Source organism: Ornithinibacillus caprae (assembly GCF_009728145.1).
GTDB lineage: Bacteria > Bacillota > Bacilli > Bacillales > Amphibacillaceae > Ornithinibacillus > Ornithinibacillus caprae.
Genome location: NZ_WOCA01000002.1, coordinates 159,535 through 175,077, shown reverse-complemented (window position 1 = coordinate 175,077; position 15,543 = coordinate 159,535). Strand labels below are relative to the sequence as shown.

At 37.1% G+C, this 15,543-nt stretch carries 12 protein-coding genes; 3 read left to right on the top strand and 9 right to left on the bottom strand.

What is annotated here, in order from left to right; all coding sequences use genetic code 11:
- Positions 1–98: 98 nt before the first annotated feature.
- Entirely contained in the window at positions 99–3,494 is a 3,396-nt protein-coding gene (locus tag GMD78_RS03575) for a phosphodiester glycosidase family protein (RefSeq protein WP_196493709.1), read from the bottom strand.
- Between the two features lie 377 nt (positions 3,495–3,871).
- On the opposite strand from GMD78_RS03575, the gene yidA reads away from it, so the two are divergent.
- A complete protein-coding gene (gene yidA, locus GMD78_RS03570) occupies positions 3,872–4,702 on the top strand; it encodes a sugar-phosphatase (protein ID WP_155667197.1) in 831 nt (276 codons plus the stop codon).
- Between the two features lie 96 nt (positions 4,703–4,798).
- Here the strand turns inward: yidA and GMD78_RS03565 are convergent, their stop codons facing one another.
- Entirely contained in the window at positions 4,799–6,181 is a 1,383-nt protein-coding gene (locus tag GMD78_RS03565) for a 6-phospho-beta-glucosidase (RefSeq protein WP_155667195.1), read from the bottom strand.
- 198 nt (positions 6,182–6,379) lie between these two features.
- Here GMD78_RS03565 and GMD78_RS03560 point away from each other — a divergent pair, with 198 nt between their 5' ends.
- Both GMD78_RS03560 and GMD78_RS03555 read left to right on the top strand, forming a co-directional pair.
- Positions 6,380–7,249 (top strand): MurR/RpiR family transcriptional regulator, encoded by an 870-nt coding sequence (locus GMD78_RS03560; RefSeq protein WP_155667193.1) that lies wholly within the window; start codon positions 6,380–6,382, stop codon positions 7,247–7,249.
- 145 nt (positions 7,250–7,394) lie between these two features.
- Positions 7,395–8,051, top strand: coding sequence for a peptidylprolyl isomerase (locus GMD78_RS03555; protein WP_155667191.1), 657 nt, complete (start codon positions 7,395–7,397; stop codon positions 8,049–8,051).
- Between the two features lie 316 nt (positions 8,052–8,367).
- On the opposite strand, the gene GMD78_RS03550 is transcribed toward GMD78_RS03555, so the two are convergent.
- From GMD78_RS03550 to GMD78_RS03520, 7 genes are all read right to left on the bottom strand, one after another.
- On the bottom strand, positions 8,368–9,009 hold the full coding sequence (locus tag GMD78_RS03550) for an L-fuculose-phosphate aldolase (RefSeq protein ID WP_155667190.1): 642 nt from the start codon (positions 9,007–9,009) through the stop codon (positions 8,368–8,370).
- A 260-nt stretch (positions 9,010–9,269) separates the two neighbouring features.
- Positions 9,270–9,917 (bottom strand): class II aldolase/adducin family protein, encoded by a 648-nt coding sequence (locus GMD78_RS03545; RefSeq protein ID WP_155667188.1) that lies wholly within the window; start codon positions 9,915–9,917, stop codon positions 9,270–9,272.
- A 13-nt stretch (positions 9,918–9,930) separates the two neighbouring features.
- A complete protein-coding gene (locus GMD78_RS03540; RefSeq protein ID WP_155667186.1) occupies positions 9,931–10,851 on the bottom strand; it encodes a 1-phosphofructokinase family hexose kinase in 921 nt (306 codons plus the stop codon).
- Between the two features lies 1 nt (position 10,852).
- On the bottom strand, positions 10,853–12,211 hold the full coding sequence (locus GMD78_RS03535; RefSeq protein ID WP_155667184.1) for a PTS galactitol transporter subunit IIC: 1,359 nt from the start codon (positions 12,209–12,211) through the stop codon (positions 10,853–10,855).
- Positions 12,212–12,253: 42 nt separating this feature from the next.
- The gene (locus GMD78_RS03530; protein WP_155667182.1) at positions 12,254–12,529 is read right to left on the bottom strand and encodes a PTS sugar transporter subunit IIB; all 276 of its coding nucleotides are present in this window, start codon (positions 12,527–12,529) and stop codon (positions 12,254–12,256) included.
- The gene (locus GMD78_RS03525) at positions 12,529–13,002 is read right to left on the bottom strand and encodes a PTS sugar transporter subunit IIA (protein WP_155667180.1); all 474 of its coding nucleotides are present in this window, start codon (positions 13,000–13,002) and stop codon (positions 12,529–12,531) included. Before GMD78_RS03525 ends, GMD78_RS03530 begins: the two co-directional genes overlap by 1 nt.
- A gap of 14 nt (positions 13,003–13,016) precedes the next feature.
- Positions 13,017–15,029, bottom strand: coding sequence for a BglG family transcription antiterminator (locus tag GMD78_RS03520; protein ID WP_155667178.1), 2,013 nt, complete (start codon positions 15,027–15,029; stop codon positions 13,017–13,019).
- Between the last annotated feature and the right edge of the window lie 514 nt (positions 15,030–15,543).

Here is a 15,543-nt window from a genome sequence, read left to right as displayed (position 1 = left end):
CCTTGCACCGATCCTTGCGCAGGTACACTCCCAGGACTCCTGCGTTTTGGTCTACCTACCCGTTACATGCGGAATAAAACCTTTTCGTGGCAATTACTTCAATCAATAATTATTTCCTGTTCAACCTCTTCATTATTAGCTATTACTTTTAAAGAAATCCCACCACTTCTTAGTGCTGTAAGTTCCCCAGTTAAGAAGTTATAAACTGCTCTATATTTATTCGATTTTTTAGCACGCTCCAACGCATCACCAGCACCGACAAATACATCGTCACTACCTTGCCAAATGACAGATGCTGGGTAGCTTAGTGGGAAATCTAAATTTCCAGCTTGATGTCCCACAGCAGAAACCTCCACTGTTTCCCCAACTGTAAGATGTTCTGGAGCATCAATTGTAATTGATTCTAAAATGGGTTTCACCTCAGCTTGAATCCATTCTTTTCCTCTCGCATTACTTGGTGCAGCCGCTTGATCCGGACCAAATGCGTGCTCAGGAATTGGTGTCGGATCTACCCCAAACATTGTCCATGCATAAAAACCACCATTACCAGGGGAACCGTACGGAGCTTTTCCTGCAGAACCCGTTACCATATATGGCACACCTTCTACTCTCTCTAGACCAATGTTATGCGCATGACCACTAATATAGATGGCACCTTTTCCATTTGAGGCTTCACGAAACTCTGTAAGCCAATTTTCTAGTAGCTTCGCTTCCTTACGATCTGACAATTGACTATTATTCGTTGGTAGTGGATCACGTGTTGGATGATGACCGAAAACAACGACATTTTTGATCAATGGATCTGTTGCTGCATCATTCAATGATTCCTTTAGCTCGATTAACTGGTCAAAATCACTCGTCCGGAAGCTCCCGGTTGATGAATCTAATAAAACAAACCGAGTTCCTTTATGATCAAAGCTATAACGATTCTCGCCAAATACGTCTAAAAAGTTATCTAACGAACCACTTCCGACGATTTCATGATTCCCTGGAGTATAATAAATTGGAAACGCATCTCCAACTTCTTCCTCCAAAACCTGTTTGGCAAATTCAAAGTCCTCTTCCCAGGCAGTATCTACAAGGTCTCCATTTATTACAAGAAACTCTGGTTCCTCTGCAACAATTTGCTGTAACGCTTCTCTAGCCATTTGCACCTGCTGACTATTTGGTGAGAGTGCAACAAATTGCGTGTCATTCAACACAGCAAATTTCCAGCGTCCCTCCTCAATTACAGCATTTTGAGCAATAATTGGATCTGGTGTTGATGCCTTAGCCTCCGAATCTTCAATTTCTGGTGGAACTTTCACTGTCAAATCATCAAAAATCAGCTGACCAGTATATTGATTATTACGGTTCGTTTCTACTGGGTAGATACGCCATAATTTTGCTGGATATTGTATTCCATCTGGTATAGTTGTCTCCACGTATTTCCAGCCTGTCCAATTGACCTGGTTGGCAAGTGTTAATGTATATCTTGTGCCTGTAGCATCTTCAATAACTGTCCGAAGCCATGCACCATTTCCGTCACCATGTACCCATAAACCTAGCTTTTGTACATCACCAGGAAGATCCATTAGTGGTGACGCTTGTAAGTAGGCAGCACGAGTAGCAGTCGTTGTCGAAAAATCATAGTTTAATTGGATTCCATTTCCATTTCTACCATCTACCACTTCCATGGAAGCTCCTACCTCTGATGGATATTTTGTAAAAGACCATCCATCGGTATTTTCGAAATCGGAAATTTCCACCGTAGTAAGTCCAACCGTAACTGGAAGATGGATCACTTCGTCTTGAACGGTTACCTTAATTGTTGTCGATCCTCCATCCTGCTCTGGTACAACCGTAAAACTTCCATCTTGATTATCCTCTACTGAAATAACGGTTCGATCATATTCTAATTCCATATCACGTGCTTCAATTCGTGCGGTATACCCATCTTTATCATAGCCATTTACAGAAAAACTAGTGGTACTTCCCATTTCAAGACCAATATAGGATTGTGAGGCTTCGATCCTGTCGAGTTCACCTAGTACGGTAATATCCAGTGTTCCTTTAGCAGATTGAATCTGTGCTTGTGCTACGGCTGAACCAGATTTTTTTGCATAAAATATGCCATTCTCATCAAATGATCCCACATCTGCTGGAAGTGCCCGCCAGGATACCCCTTCCACATCGACCGGTGCATAATTTTCGTCATGCCCTTTACCAACAAAACTCCTACTTAAACCTGGGAAAACACGAGTACTATACTCATCCTCTAGTACGGTTTCAACAGCAAAGCTCGTTAATTCCCCACTGCCTGCTTCCGCAAAAATGCCAATGCCATTCGGCACATGCCGCTCACTACCGTCAGATGGATTATTGACAACCTCTGCATCAGCTTCACCAGGCATACGTGCGACCATCGTAGACGATCCACCACCATCAATATTCAATGCTTGATAAGCACCATATTCTTTCATTAATTCTCCTAATTCCTTAAAGGTCATCCCACGACTATCTGTTTGACGACCATCGACCACTGCTAAAATCATCGTCTGTCCATCCTCCGAAAAACCAACCGCTGAACGTGGTGCTGTCGTACTGTCATCTAAATTTGCAGGAACCGTTCCATTTTCAACTAGCTTTACATTCCCACCAACTGCAAAATTCATTAAATAATCCCCATCAACATGTGGAGCATAGGACACACTAACTTCATCCCCTACAGAAAGCTCTCTTAAAACCTCTGCTCCAGCATCTCGTCCAACGAGAATGAAGGTGTCTTCTTCAATGACTCCATCACCAACCTGATTGGATACAGCAACCACTACCCCATCTTGGACAACTACTTCATATACTGATTCCCCACTATTCGGTCTTTGAGCTTGTCCCCAAACAGACGTATAGAGTCCTATTCCACCTGCTGGAACACTAGATTGATTGAGTGCTGCTAGCTCATGTTCACCTGTTGGTAGCTGAACCGTACCTTGCAAAAATATGTTCATAATTTTGCCTATTCCTTGTTCATCCACACCAGCTGTTAATGTATGCGATCCCTGTGGCCCTTTTAATAGACGGCCACTTTGAATCATCGTACCGGATGGTGCTTTTGTGTTATTGATATCAAAGAAGTCCCCATTCACACCAGCAACTGCACCAGATTGTTTTGCCATCTCGGATACAGGCTTAGCATCTGTAATCACACCTGGAAACAGCAGATCAGTAGAAACTGCATCATTTGCCAAGTCTACTGTCATCACTTCCCCATTTAACCAGCCACGAGCATCAAATCGCTCAAATCCTGTTAATTCAATTCCTGGACCAATCTGTGTGGTTTCTTCATTTGCTAACAATGTCTCCCCAGCAGGACCAACTGTTACAATCGGTTCCGATTTGTTGGACGAAGCAGAACGAGAATTACTTATAGGGTTCCCCTCAGCTTGTACCACTGGAAAAAAAGATGAAACGATAAGCAAACCAACTAAGAAACTACTTAACCATTTTCGATTCAACATACTCCCTCCCTTTTTTACAAAAAGCTAGGCTATCATAAAATCTTTAAAGAATGCCTTACCTGCACTTATGTGAAAAATCGCAAAAATAGACCAGTTAGAAAGCTTATTCCCCTCCTTTTCAGCAATTTCTATCTTTTATCCTAGCAAAGGAGTATTAAATGGATATAAATTTTTATAGGATAATTGAACGATTTTAATCATAGGTAGGAAGCATGGCACAAAACCCAAAACCCGACATAATCCGACAAAAACCGACAAGTGACAGGCACCGACATTCATATTGCGTGTCGACTCCAATCTGCTAAACGGTAAACCTGATCCGCAACTCTATTCCTGTTATAATAGACCTATCAACTAAAGATAGGAGCATAATCATGTATAGATTAATAGCTATAGATATGGATGGAACACTTTTAAATGACCATCACGAAGTACCCGAAGACGTAAAACGTACACTAGATGAAGCAAAGAGACATGGAATAAAGATCGTGCTTTGTTCCGGGCGACCAATTGGAGGTATGCACAGCTATATTGAAAAACTTAGCCTAGATGAAGATGGTGATTATGCGATTGCCTATAACGGTGCGTTAGTTCAAGCTACAGATACAAATGAAATTGTTGCTGAACTATCACTGGAACGTAATGATTTAGTTAAGCTATATGACGTCAGTATGGAATTAGACTCACCAATTCATTTCTTTGATGCAGAAGGACTTTACACACCCAATGCTAATATTAGTGAATACACTGTGTTAGAGTCCTATTTAAATAAAATCCCTCTACATTATCAGCAGGTGAGTGATGTGCCAGCAATAATATCCATTCCAAAAGTCATGTTTATTAATCATCCTGAAAAGCTAACTCAAACCATTCAAGCCCTTCCGAAAGAACTGTATGATCAATATACAATCGTACAAAGTTCACCATATTTTCTTGAATTTATTCACCCAAGTGCAAATAAAGGAAACGCTGTGAAAAAGTTAGCAGAAGAGCTTGGAATTAAGCAAGAAGAAGTAATGTGCATCGGTGATAATGGAAATGATTTACCTATGATTGAGTACGCAGGATGTAGTGTGGCCATGGGGAATGCTATTTCAGAAGTGAAGGCAGCAGCCGATTTTCAGACTCGAACGAATAATGAAAGTGGCGTTGCATATGCAATAGATACACTTGTTTTAGATCCATTAAAAGTTAAGAGTAAATAATAAAATGAGCCGGTTCTCACAGTTACGAGAACCGGCTCTTCTATTGAATCCTCTACATTTTTCCCCTCCATCTATCAAACTATGAAAATACCTCCATTAAACTAAATCTCTAGCAATCTCATCCTTCACTGTTACACCAGCTGCTTCCAATTCAGCAATTTTTTCAGCAAATTGTGGTAAATATTTTTTGTGGGCGATGAGTAGTTCATCTAAAACGCGTTTTGCTGTTTCACCACTTGAAATTAATGGGTTGATGGTAAATGCTTGAAGAGCTAAACCATAGTCCCCTGTTACAGCTGCTTCTTCTACAACTAGTTCCATATTTTTCATGACTTGTAACCAGCCTCTTTCTGCCGCTGGAAGTGAACCAAATGCAATTGGTCTAGCACCAGCTGCACCGATGTAAGCAGAAACCTCTACTACTGTATCTGCTGGAAGATCTGGAACTGCACCATTATTTTTCGTGGATACCACAATATGAGTATTTTTGTTAGCATAGATGGATGCAATCGTTTCACATGCTGCATCAGAATAGTGGGCACCACCACGTTTAGATAATTGCTCTGGTTTGTGATCTAGGTTAGTCTCTTTATAAAGCTCAAATAATTCAGCTTCCGTTTGCTTCACTTGTTGAGCACGAGTACCGACCTCTGGATCATGGTACTCTTCTAGCATGTGGTTCAACATTTCTTCAAAACGGTAGTAATAACGATGATAGCCACATGGGATCATATTCATTTGTTTTACTTGTTCAATAAAAAATGGGGTATCATGGATATTGGCTGGAATACCCGAATCATTACCGTACATTTTCTCAATGATTTCACCTGTTACATCATTACCTTGTAAATCCTTCACTCGATGCCAGTGGAAATGGTTGATGCCTGCAAAAGCATATACAAGCTCATCTAGTGATTTTCCAATTAATTCAGGCTCGGCCATCATAGCACCAACTGGAACATTACATAATCCAATCACTTTTTCCCACTTACCGTAACGCATAATTGCATCTGTTACCATACCAGCAGGATTTGTAAAGTTAATCAACCAAGCATCCGGACATAGTTCCTTCATATCTTCTACAATATCTAAGATTACCGGAATGGTTCGGAACGCTTTGAAAATACCACCAGGACCATTTGTTTCTTGACCAACCATTCCATATGATAGTGGAATACGTTCGTCTTTTACACGTGCATTTAATAATCCAACACGGAATTGGGTTGTAACGAAATCCGCATCTTTTAACGCCTCACGACGATCTAATGTTAGATGCACTTTTACATCATAAGGGGAAGCATCCCACATTCTTTGCGCCATGGCACCTACTGTTTCGAGTTTTTCTTTTCCATCTTCTATATCGACTAGCCAAATTTCTCTGATAGGAAGTTCATCATATCGTTTAATAAAACCTTCCATAAGTTCAGGGGTATAACTACTTCCTCCACCAATGGTTACAATTTTAACACCTTTAGTCATTCATTATTCCTCCTTCGTCTTATATCACAATAATTATTGTTACTGTTTTCACAATTACACCCTTATTATAAATTGGAGAAAATGAGAAACAAGCGACTTCGGCGATAATCATGTGATGTTTACAGATTCGTTTACAAAAATCGTATATTTTTGTAAATATCATTTACAAATTGGTATAGTAAACATAGGTGATGCGATATGTTACTAACTGAAAAAATGAAAGAAGACATTTTTTCCCCATCTGAAAAGGCAATTATCAACTATATGCTAGAGCAACAAGAATTAATGCAAGATAAGACTACCAAACAGATAGCAGAAGATACATTTACACATCCTTCGACAGTTATTCGAATTGCTAAAAAGCTCGGATATAATGGTTGGATTGAACTAAAAGATCATTTTCTTAAAGAAGTGGAGTACCTCAATAGACATTTTACGGATGTGGATGCAAATTTCCCATTTCACGAGCATGATCATCTATTGAACATCGCGAACAAAATGGCAATATTACATCAAACCACCATCAAAGACACATTATCCCTTTTGAATTATGATGATTTACAAAAAGCAACCAGCCTTTTAGATCAAGCAGAAGAAATTAAAATCTTTGGCATTAATAACAATCTGATCCTCTGCCATGATTTTAAAGCACATATGAATCGGATTGGAAAACGAGTTAGCATCTGCTCCGTTGATTCGGAATTTGAAGCAGCAAGCTCTAATTCTCAGACGGTTGCTATTTTGATTTCCTATAGTGGTGAAAGTCTTGTCTCGAAAAATATTCTTCCTTTACTCCAAAGAAGAAAAACCCCCATTATCGCGCTAACAAGCATTGGGGATAATACATTAAGTAAACATGCCGATTGTGTATTTCATATTACAACAAGGGAAAAATTATATTCCAAAATAGGCAGCTTTAGCACCAATAACTCGATTAGTTTCTTATTAGATGTTCTTTATTCCTGTGTTTTCTCGAAGGAATATCAACAAAATCTAGAATATAAAATTCAGATTTCAGAACGTTACGATCATCGGAAGAGCACAAATAAGGTAATGCAAGAAGAGTGAGGCACAGAGACAGTTTTGATGATTTCATAAAGTAGTCCCCTCTTATAGTATGAGGGGCTACTTTCCCATGTACGCTAATAGTGACAGCCCCTCCATAATTCGATAGACTAATGGTATGCATTGGAACAATTATAGGAGGTTAACCATGAAACAGAATTTAAAATATCTCACAAGCATAGCTGCCCTTTCTTTGATATTGATACTGGTAGGGTGTGGAACAGCATCTGAAAACGAAAATGAACAAGAACATACGAATTCTGATAAGCAAACAGAAGCAGATACTTCTGCATCTGACCAAGAAAACCCAATTGTTACCATCACAATGGAAAATGGCGGAAAAATTTTAGTGGAATTGTACCCTGATATTGCTCCGAATACGGTTCATAACTTTGTATCTTTAATCGAACAAGGATATTACGATGGGCTTATATTCCATCGCGTTATTCCTGGATTTATGATTCAAGGTGGAGATCCTGAGGGCAATGGAACCGGAGGACCGGGTTATTCGATCAAAGGTGAATTCAGTTCTAACGGATTTGAAAACAATCTAAAACACGATCGTGGCGTCATTTCTATGGCACGCTCCAATCATCCGGACTCAGCTGGTTCACAGTTTTTCATCATGGTAGAAAATTCTCCACATCTTGACGGGGATTATGCTGCATTTGGAAAGGTATTAGAAGGAATGGATGTAGTTGATGAGATCGTAACTAGCGACCGTGATGGTAACAATAAACGAATGGAAAAGGTAGAAGTAGATACAAAAGGGATAGACTATCCAGAGCCAGAAATTCAAGAATGATAGCGATGCGCGACACTTGGGTGCTGGTGCCTTAGTGGCATAACCAAACCCCTCCCTTTCATAGATAGAAAGGGAGGGAGCGTTTACTAGTCTTTATCTCCATATCCTTGCTTTATGTTCACTTCAAAAGTATGTGCATTAACTTGAAGTACAGTATTATTTAAGAACAGCTAGCCTTTTATTGTTAAAGAAGAAGTAGTTACATCCTGGGAAAACTTAAAAGTCTATCTATTAAAGCAGCAATACACCTCTAGTAACATTAGAGTGGCTTAACCAGATATGAATTCTTAGATTGTTTCTTCTTTTCTAGTCAATTTTATTGTCCGTAATTTTGAAACCTTCCAACCATCATTTCCATTTCCTCTTTCGGTAAAATGACAGGTAAGCCAATTGCACTTGCCTGCCAATATAAACGAGCACAGAATTCAAGTTGTTCCGTAATGGCAAATGCTTCATCTAAATTATTTCCAATTACATTTATCCCATGGTTTGCTAACAAGACAGCCTTCCTTTCCTTCATAGCTGCTAAGGCATTTTCTGCTAGCTCCTTCGTACCGTAAGTAGCATATTTTGCACAACGAACATTCGGTCCCCCTGCATGCGCAACTAAATAATCAACTGCAGGTAAGTCTTTATTTAAGCAAGATACAGTCGTAGCATATAGTGCATGGGTGTGTATCATTGCATTTGCTTCAAATCGGTTTTGATAAACTATTGAATGCATCTGATGTTCACTTGAAGGCTTCAATGTTCCTTCCACCACATTTCCGTATAGGTCCATGATGACAATATCTTCATCCTTCAACTTATGATATTCAATTCCACTAGGAGTTATCGCCATATAGCCACTCTCTTTATCAAAAATACTAATGTTGCCACCCGTTCCTACCGTCAAACCTGTATCCAACAGTTTTTTTCCATATTCAATAATCTTCTTACGTTCATTCACTAATAACATCAATAATCTACTCCTCTCTCTACCCAAAATCTGTATATCTAGAACGCTATGATTTACATTCCTCTTCTGACTTTCTCTTTCGTTCCTCCATTACCTCTTTATATGAATAAATCTTGCGTGGATGCCATTTTCGAAAAATAACCTGAGCTCCTAATGCGAACCCTAACGCTAATATTGTTAAGAAAAGATCCCGTTTGAAAAATGAAATAACTAGGCATAGTGAAGCAGAAAAAACTAGCAGATTAAAGATTATTTTTTGTTTATTCAACGAGATTAAAGTCGTATTCTTTTTGGTTAAGTTTAGCTATACCCAGTTTTTCAAAGACAAGGGATTTTTCTGCAATATACGCATTATATTCAAGGCGGCCTAAATCATCATAAGCTTTTTCTAATGTTTTATCCGTCACTAAGACACCATGTCGATTTAATAAGATTGTATTCATAACTGAATCATGACCTTTTTTTTCAAGGTAATCACGTACCTTACCAGCCAACTCTGAAGACGTAGCAGGAGCAAAATCCAAACATTTAATTTTTCCGAACTTTTGAGTTGCTTCTGTTAGATTAGGCATATCCATCCCCATGGTAGCAAACACCATAGAATATAAGGAATGACCGTGTACAACTGCTCCAATGTTGTTATTATGTCTGTAGCAAGCCATATGCATATTAATTTCGCGAGTAATCCGACCATCACCTTCTACAATGTTTTCATCCATGTCTACTACGAGAACTTGATATGGAGAGATATCACAGTGATGTTTTTGTGACATTAATGTTGGGGACATAATGATATGTTCATTACTAACTCGTGCACTAACATTACCTCCGGCTGTATTTGTTTCGTAACGATCGAACATCTTTTTTACAATATCAGCTAATTGTTCACGTTCCTTTTGATATAACATATAATTCTCCCTCCTAATATTTAGAAATTTCCACTTGATGTATTAACCTTTCGACTTCATTCAAGTTAAAAGTTGAACTATCATTGTGCATCACTTTACTAGCAGCACACGCACTAGCTAAACGTAGAGTTTCTTCAATAGTTTGTTTCATAATTATCCCTGCCAAAAATGCACCTACAAAGCAATCTCCAGCTCCAGTATCATTTACTTCTTTTACAAATGGAGATTTCACACGGTAAACTTCACCATCGTGAATACAATAACTACCTTCTTGCCCTAGGGATACAACAATGTACGATATTTTTTTATTTAACTTTTTAAGAAAAGGTATTAATTCCTCTTCTTTATCATTTAACTCTCTGATCTCAAACTCATTTGGTTTAATAAAATCTACTCCAACTTCTGTAGCTAACTTTAATGCGTCCCCTGATAAATCACATGCAACAAAACAACCAGTTTCTTTCAAGATTTTAATCATTTTTTTTAAATCTTCCAAGAAAAATCCCACAGGTAATGAACCTGCTATTAATACAAAATCTCCGTAATTTACTATCTTTTTTAAATTAGTCTGGAAGGTGTCAACATCATTTCTCGACACCTTCAGACCTTTCTCGGTTAACATCGTAGTGCCAGTAGAATCACGATCAATTACAACATAACATTCTCTAGTCGCTTGTCCTTTTACTGTTGTAAAACCGTTCGATATTCCTTTCGTTTCTAAGATTCGTTGAAATTTATCCGAATTTAACCCACCCATGAAACCAAGGGCTTTATTCTTCACATTTAATTTCGTCATCGCATAAGAACCATGTGTACCTTTTCCACCAATATCATAAGCTACATCTGTGATGCGATTGGTTTTTCTGTTTTCCATTTTTTCATCAAGGAATATCAATCGGTCAATTGCCGGGTTAAGTGTAATTGTGTAATTCATCTTAAGCAACTTCCTCTACTTCTGCTTTAAATTCTTCGTTACGTTTGGTCATTTGTTGACGGTAGAATAAGAATAATAAGATCCAAGCAACAACCATTCCTATTCCAATTAATGTAAAACTACCCAATTCCGTTAAAATGAAGCGAAATACAGGGTACTCAACAGTACTCCACGTTAACCGTTGACCTTCTTCGAGCGCAACAGCATTTGTTGTTCTTGCAAGATCTGTAATAATATCCGTAAAGTATGTGGAAACATATAAGAATACTGGTGTAGCAGAAATACTTAGTACCATCATCCTTAGTAAGTTACCACTTGTTACAATTAATGCCGGTACAGCCAATCCGATGTTTAGAATACCAGCAAATGGTAGAACTGCATTCCCTGGAAGAATAAATGCTAGTAATAATGTGAATGGCACAGTTAAAATAATTGCAACCCATACTTCACTAGATCCTGCAAGAATTGGCCAATCAAGTCCAATATACATTTCACGACCCTTAAATCGCTTTTTCATAAATTCATTGATTGCTTCAGAAAGTGGAGACAACGCTTCCATGAATAGTTTTGCAATCATTGGGAATAAAGTTAATGCTGCGGCTGCTTGCATTGCAAGAATTAACGCATCTGCTATCGAGTAACCTGCTGCAAAACCTAATAAAATACCAATGATAAAGCCCATTACATTATTCTCTGCAAATACACCTATTTTTTCACGTAAGGCGTTCGCATCCATCTTCTTGTTAAAGAACTTAAATCTCCTTAATACCCAGTCAATAGGCATTAATGTAACTGTTAAAATGTTCATCCCGTGAGATACCGTTACACCTGGAATACCAGTTACCTTTTCAATAGAAGGTTGGTTTAAATCAGATAGTAATAGTTCGACTACAACGATAACAGAAGCACCAACTAAGGCAATATAGAGATTTCCTGTTACGCCTGTAATAGCCACAGCGGTAAAAATCTTTCCCCAAACATTCCAAAGGTCTACGTTCAATGTTTTTGTCCAGTTAAAGAACAACATAATACCGTTAATAATCAACTGAATAGGAAACATTAGAAATGCATATGGCCATGCCCAGGATAGCGTCGCAGCAGTAGTCCAGCCACCATCAACAGCAGTTAAATCAATTCCAGTCATTTCAGCCAAATCTTGTGCTGCCGGTGTTAAGGCATCTAGCATAAAACCAATTACAAGGTTCATACCAATGAATGCAACACCAAGAATAATACCAGCGTTAAAGGCTTCTCGGAATTTCATTCCAACTATTAAACCAATTGCAATCATTAGTCCAGGAACAAATACTTCTGCACCAAGTCCTAATATATAATCGAAAATAGATTCAATAAAACCCATGAATAACTCCCCCTCTTTACCTGGATTACATATCTTTTTTCATTACTTTAATAAATCTAATAATTTTTTTGTTTCTTCCTCAATTCCCATACCTGTTAAAAACGCAATACCATTTAACGTTGGAATATTAAATTCTTTAGTATTTTTAGTAATCGAAATATATACATCACTAGTTTTTACATATTTATCTAAAGATTTAATATCTACAGCACTTACGTCGGCTTTTATTTTATTTTCCTCCAAAATCTTCTTTACTTTTGAAGCTACTGTTTGACTTGTAGCCACACCACTCCCACACGCTACAATAACCTTCTTCATTATTTTTCACTCCCAAACGTTTGTTTTAAATATGTTGCCATTTCTTTTTCATCCGAGATAGATGTATAGTTTCCTTTAAAGATTCCATCTTGTAACTTTTCCATTATTTTCGATAGTAAATTAACTTGCTTAGAAGGATCTTTAATACCTAATATAAAAATGTTATCCACATTGATTACATCCTCATTCGTCCCCATTTGAATGAATGGTAACGTTTTTTTCAATTTAGCAACAAAAATAAACGGTTTTTTAACATGCTCTACATCAGTATGTGGAATAGCAAGATTCATAACATCCGTTGCTAAACCTGTTGGATATTCCGATTCTCTCTTCTTAATTGCATATTTAAAAGTTTTTTCTATATATCCTTTGCTATACAAAATGTTGCTTAACTCTTCAAATAACTCTTCTCTTGATGAAAATTCTTTATTGATACAGATTAATTCTTCATCAAATAAGTCTGCATAATTCATGACTAAAGATCCCCCTAGTTGTTCAATACAGCCTGGATTGCACCAATATCTTTTTCTTGGTATATCTGCGCAAACACATTATCATCATTAAATAAAGTGTTTAACTTTATTAATGTAGATACATGTTTGTTATCTACATCAGGTGCTAGTGTTACTACCACTTTCAAATCATCTCCATTTGGCATATGAATTGGTTGCTTTAAAATTATAATTTGAAAATCCATCTGATTCACACCATATTCAGGACTTGCATGCGGTAGGTATACATCTCGCGCAATCAACATGTTGTCATACTTTGAATAAAAAATATCTTTGACAACTTTCACATATTGTTCTGTTATACTCCCTCTTCTTAAGAGTGGCTCCAAAGCGTAATCTACTAAATCATCCCACTCAATCAAGCGGGTAAATATACTAATATGTTCGTGGGTAAATATAAATTGATCAGTTTCCTTTTCTAAATCACTTATACTTGGTTTACGAAACTGATGCTGAAAAATATCGGTAATTCGGTCACTAACTTTCTTTAAATTCTCCCTTGGAATAAATTCCTCGATGGATGAAAGAAGTTTTTGAGTAATTCGCTTATTATTTCCTTGAATCTCTTGATAAACTTGTTGTATTAATGTTTTCCTACTATCTTTATCCAGCAAAGAAGGTACTAGAAAAGTTGGCTTTTGTGTCTCAATCGGTACTGTTGTGAAAACAAAATCCACTTCTTCGAATTCACAATATTGCCTTACAGCAAATGCGCCAACAAAATCTATCTCTTTAAACATTTGCTTTAAAGATGAAAGTAGCAGTTTCGAAACCGACGTACCGCTTTGACAGAGAACGACTGCCTTAAACAAACTCTCTGCTTCTTCTGTCTTTAAAACCCAACTCAAGACAATCATAGATAAATAGACTACTTCTTCTTGAGAAAGTTTACTTTGAATAATTTTTTCGTATGGTTCCACAGCCTTGAGCACGATATTATAAATATCTTCGTATTGTTCAATGAATTCATCCACTAATGGATTATTAATTTTAAAACCAATTAGACTTCGGTAAATGGCAGGACCTACATGTAAAATTAACTTCTCTTTCAAATCGTTCTTTTGAGTAAACTGAATTGCTAAATAGGCTTCTATATGATCCATAAATTGATCTGTAGCAAGTGAGATTTCATCCCCTTCAGAGATTCTAAAAGCTGACTCAACCATGTTGGAGGATAGAATTTGTAAAGATAAATACAGTAAATCGCTTTCTTTTAACGAATTATAATCCCAAAACATCCCTTTTATTTCCGGAAACTCTATCGTATTTTGAATATCATATTTTGCAATTTGAAAGGTCCAGTTTTGTTGAAAATGACTTGCCCGCTTAATAATAAATTGCAAAATATAAGGTAAATCTTCCAATTGTTCATCCGTTAATGTGATACCAATCCTACTCTCTACCTTTTCTAACCTCTTTCGTAATCTAAAAATCTCTTCTCCATTAACCATTTGTTTTTCATTAAGGATTATTTTCCCCGCCGGCATATTCAACAATTGCTTAACCATGGTCACAAGCTTATTGCGAATGTTGAATTCCGAACCTGAAATCAAATAGCCTTCTTTTCTTGAATAGGATACAGATAGCCCTTTCAGTCCAAGAATTTTTTTTATAACTTTCATGTCATTTAGAATAGTATTTCTGCTAACAAGACAAAAATCAGCAAGTTTTTGTAAGGAAGAAAACTCTTGATCTACCAGCAATTTAATAATGATTAGTACATAACGTTCATCACTTTCAAAGCAATCAAATAAAGGCGCCTTTCCACGAAATATCTGATTGTAACAAATCATTTTAGATTGCTCCGTCATATAAATCCCTTGTTGATTTGAAAAAATTATATCGCTTTTAAAGGATTTATTTATTTCATTAATCAAGTCAATTGTAACAACCTTAGACATGCCAAATTTCAACATAAGGTCATTTAAGCTAACCTTTTTCTTACGAATCAGATACTTTATAAGATTATCCCTAGCAGTAATACTCATATAGAAGCCCTCCCACTTACAATATTAGTATATCACCGGAATATATCGAATACTCAGTACTTCATCACAATTTATTTAACCGCTTACATTTTTGTTGTGATGAATAAATTATCCAATTTAAAACCCATATTTGTATTTTTACCACAGTGTATACATTAGAAGCATAAAACTATTATTGGAGCAACTGAAAAGATTTAGGGTCAGACCCTTTGTCCCAAATTAATTTTTGGCAATCGATTCAAATAGTCTCCAGCTTTTCAAAAACTGTTTGATAGGCATCTTTACCAAAGGCAGACTGCTGGGGACGCTGAATAGCAGAATCTAATAATTCAAACATGAAATAATGCCATTCTGCTCACCTGGACTAAATCGTTCGATCACATTTTAGTTTATAGTCCGATTTTGTTTTTCCTGTATACCCCCCCTACTTCCCCCAACAAGTGACACCGACCCCATTTGGAAAGTTTTATCTATATACAATTTTAAAAGTTTGTATTATTATGTAGTTAAATGA

Excerpts from the sequence above, each read along its gene's own strand:
- yidA (WP_155667197.1), top strand. The coding sequence starts at position 3,872 with ATGTATAGATTAATAGCTATAGATATGGATGGAACACTTTTAAATGAC.
- GMD78_RS03565 (WP_155667195.1), bottom strand. The coding sequence starts at position 6,181 with ATGACTAAAGGTGTTAAAATTGTAACCATTGGTGGAGGAAGTAGTTAT.
- GMD78_RS03560 (WP_155667193.1), top strand. The coding sequence starts at position 6,380 with ATGTTACTAACTGAAAAAATGAAAGAAGACATTTTTTCCCCATCTGAA.
- GMD78_RS03555 (WP_155667191.1), top strand. The coding sequence starts at position 7,395 with ATGAAACAGAATTTAAAATATCTCACAAGCATAGCTGCCCTTTCTTTG.
- GMD78_RS03550 (WP_155667190.1), bottom strand. The coding sequence starts at position 9,009 with ATGTTATTAGTGAATGAACGTAAGAAGATTATTGAATATGGAAAAAAA.
- GMD78_RS03545 (WP_155667188.1), bottom strand. The coding sequence starts at position 9,917 with ATGTTATATCAAAAGGAACGTGAACAATTAGCTGATATTGTAAAAAAG.
- GMD78_RS03540 (WP_155667186.1), bottom strand. The coding sequence starts at position 10,851 with ATGAATTACACAATTACACTTAACCCGGCAATTGACCGATTGATATTC.
- GMD78_RS03535 (WP_155667184.1), bottom strand. The coding sequence starts at position 12,211 with ATGGGTTTTATTGAATCTATTTTCGATTATATATTAGGACTTGGTGCA.
- GMD78_RS03530 (WP_155667182.1), bottom strand. The coding sequence starts at position 12,529 with ATGAAGAAGGTTATTGTAGCGTGTGGGAGTGGTGTGGCTACAAGTCAA.
- GMD78_RS03525 (WP_155667180.1), bottom strand. The coding sequence starts at position 13,002 with ATGAATTATGCAGACTTATTTGATGAAGAATTAATCTGTATCAATAAA.
- GMD78_RS03520 (WP_155667178.1), bottom strand. The coding sequence starts at position 15,029 with ATGAGTATTACTGCTAGGGATAATCTTATAAAGTATCTGATTCGTAAG.